At 70.8% G+C, this 2,667-nt stretch carries 3 protein-coding genes and 1 pseudogene; all 4 read right to left on the bottom strand.

Going from position 1 to position 2,667, the window contains the following annotated elements; translation table 11 throughout:
• A pseudogene (locus ACZ59A_RS44850) lies at positions 1–415 on the bottom strand (hypothetical protein); the annotation flags it as partial.
• An 85-nt stretch (positions 416–500) separates the two neighbouring features.
• Complete coding sequence (locus ACZ59A_RS44845; protein WP_470971651.1) at positions 501–1,358, bottom strand: VMAP-C domain-containing protein; 858 nt, start codon at positions 1,356–1,358, stop codon at positions 501–503.
• Complete coding sequence (locus ACZ59A_RS44840; protein ID WP_470971649.1) at positions 1,349–1,996, bottom strand: hypothetical protein; 648 nt, start codon at positions 1,994–1,996, stop codon at positions 1,349–1,351. The genes ACZ59A_RS44845 and ACZ59A_RS44840 overlap by 10 nt, the downstream gene beginning before the upstream one ends.
• Positions 1,997–2,047: 51 nt before the next feature.
• Positions 2,048–2,272, bottom strand: coding sequence for a hypothetical protein (locus tag ACZ59A_RS44835; RefSeq protein ID WP_470971646.1), 225 nt, complete (start codon positions 2,270–2,272; stop codon positions 2,048–2,050).
• Positions 2,273–2,667: the final 395 nt, after the last annotated feature.

Genomic DNA, 2,667 nt, shown 5'->3' with positions numbered 1-2,667 from the left:
ATCGCCGTGCCCAGCGGGCCGAGTTGGAGGAAGTCGCCGATGTCCTCCGGTCCGGGTTCGTGTCCGTCCTCCTCAGCCGCCTGTCCGGCCGCCGCAGGATGAGCGCGGCGTTCACCACGTCCGCCTCCTCCGCCTCGGATCGCAGGCCCAGCGGAGCCGCGCCGAGCCTGCGGGCGGTGTCCTGGGCGTCCTCCGGCGGCGCCGGGGGCTCGGTCGGAGGCTCGTCCGGGTCGGATAACGCGCCGTCCGGCCCGTCGCCATCTGCGGGGCAGGCCGAGACCCCGCCGAAGGTACGCCAGGGCGGCGGAGGCGGAAGGATCTCTTCCAGGCTGACGTCGTGCAGCGGGCGCCCGGCGCCCTGGTAGATCCACCAGGGGCGCGGTATCCCGGCCGGGAGGGGGCTCGAGGAGGACACCGGTTCGCCGCCCGGGATCCGTCCGTTATGCCGCCGTGCAGGCTCCGCCTCGCTCATCGACTGCCCACCCCCTCGTCCGGCCCCGTCAAGCGTCCCTGCGTCTCCACGGGCCGGGTCGGGTCGTCCCAGACGAGCACCACATGCTGCCCCGGGTGATGCTCCCGCTCCACTGTCGACCGTGACGACCACCGGATAGTCCATGCACAGCGGCGTGGCCATCGTGCTGTCCAGCTCCTTTGCGCCACAGATGCACCGGCAGATTCAGATCGTCGGGCCCGAGCAGGAACTCCAGATGGATGCACCGGGCGTCCTTCCACTCCTCCTCCGCCGCGTACACCAGCTCCTGCACGGCCCGTTCGGCGGTGGCAGAGGTGACCTGGACGACCGGGCCGCGGGCCGGATACCAGCCGCTCGGGTCGTAGCTGTGCCAGGACGACAGCTCGTAGCGGCCCGGTTCCTCCTGCGGCAGCAGCCGGATCACCAGATACGCCTCGCCCGGCTCGGCCGGGGCGGCATGCCCCACCTGCTGGCGCAGCGATCTCAACTGCGAGGTCAGGTCCAGCTCCCGCGCCTGCTCATCGGCCCACGCCCGCAGCGCGTCGGCCCGCCGCAGCGGCTGGGCCGACGCCGCCAGATACTCCACCAGGGCGAGCCCCGGCGGCAGCCCGTCCGGGCGCGCGTTCATCCGGCTCAGAGCCTCGAAGGCGTGCCAGGGACCGGTGACCGTGGGCACGTCCTGGAGCGGACCCGCCGCGGCCCGGCACAACTGGCCCAAGTGCCCGAACTCCAGCTCCTCCAGCAGCGACCGCAGCCCACCGGCGGCCGGTACCGGAAGCACCGGCCGGGCCGTCATCTCCTCCACGACCGAATCGAGGCGGTCCATCGCGTCCGTGCCCGGCGCCAGCACCGCGAGCGAGGCCCGCAGCGCGCGCATCATCCGCACGTTCTCCAAGCACTCCCGGGCCAGCTCCACCAGCCGGCGCCGAGCAGGTCCAGGTATTCCTCGACCGGCCAGCTCGCGAGGACGCCGGAGCGGGTGAGGTAGAGGCCGAGGGTGTCGATGCGGTAGCGGTCGGGGGTGTCGAGCAGCAGGTAGCCGAGCAGCTGCCAGGCAGTGCGCTTCAGCAGGCGTCCGGGGTGACGGGTGCTCTTGAAGTCGAGCAGCAGGTCGCTGTGCGGGAGTTCCAGGAGCCGGGTGAGCGTGAAGGCGCCGGGGTCCTCCCACGCGGCGCGGGCGAGCGGGGTGTAGACGAAGCCGACCGGGTTGCGTGCGAGGACCTGGAACCAGGCCGCGGCGAGCAGCATGCGGGCCAGGTCCTCTTCCTCGTCGTGAGCTCGCTCGATCGGGGTGTCCCGGTTGTCGAGCTGGAGGCGGTGGGCGGTCTCGGTGAGGCGCGCGGCGAGCTCGTTGCCGACGGCCCGCATCCGCAGGCCTGTGCCCTGCGTGGCCCGGCCGGTCAGCTCGATGCCGGCGAGGGTGGCTTCGTCGAGGGGCGCGGCTGCGGTGAAGGCCAGGCGCAGTCGCTGGTCGATGGCGGTGCCGACGTTTCCGGCTTCGGTGCCGACGCCGGGCAGCGGCATCAGCACGTGGTCTGACTGCCCGTACGCGGCGGTCGGGACAACGAGGGCCGACTACACCTCGCCGGTGGCGAACAGCTCAAGGTGCCCGCACTTGGGGCAGCGGAACGCCTCTATCTGCCGCCGGGGCCGGCCCATCCGCTTGGCACCCCCGAAAACTCCCCGCTCCAACGCGCCCTCGATCCAGCGCGCGTACCCGCGCGAGTGCTCGCCAGCGTCCTCGATGAAACCCTCCACCAGACCAACGGTGCCGCAATGGGTGCACGTGTAGTTGTTCATCCCCTGAGTGTAGGAAACGGTGCGGCCAGGACGGATCCGTAGCCGTCGACTCCTGCCCGGCTGGGACTGCGGAGGTCCAGGCCCACACTCGGTACGCCTGCGCATCCCTCAAGTAACAACGGGCTCCGAACAAGTCGGCGAACCCGATCCACTGAGACCACAACCGAATCGGACCAGATCACATGGGACGCGACCCACATCAGGCGAGACGGGACAGTGACGTTGCGCCAGCCCTCATTCATCCAGGTATCCCGTCTCGCTAGAAGTGGACCAGCCCGATGCGCTGACCTGGGGTGGTTCAGAAGCCGTTGCTCTATCGGTCATGGTGATCACTGGTTCGAGTGTGGCGACTCGGTTGGGTGATCTCCGGCCGAAGCAGGTATGAAAGCAGGGCC

This window comes from Streptomyces sp. NPDC040405, from assembly GCF_055595765.1.
Note: the sequence above shows the minus strand (reverse complement) of the source record. Positions and strands in the feature narration are given on the sequence as shown.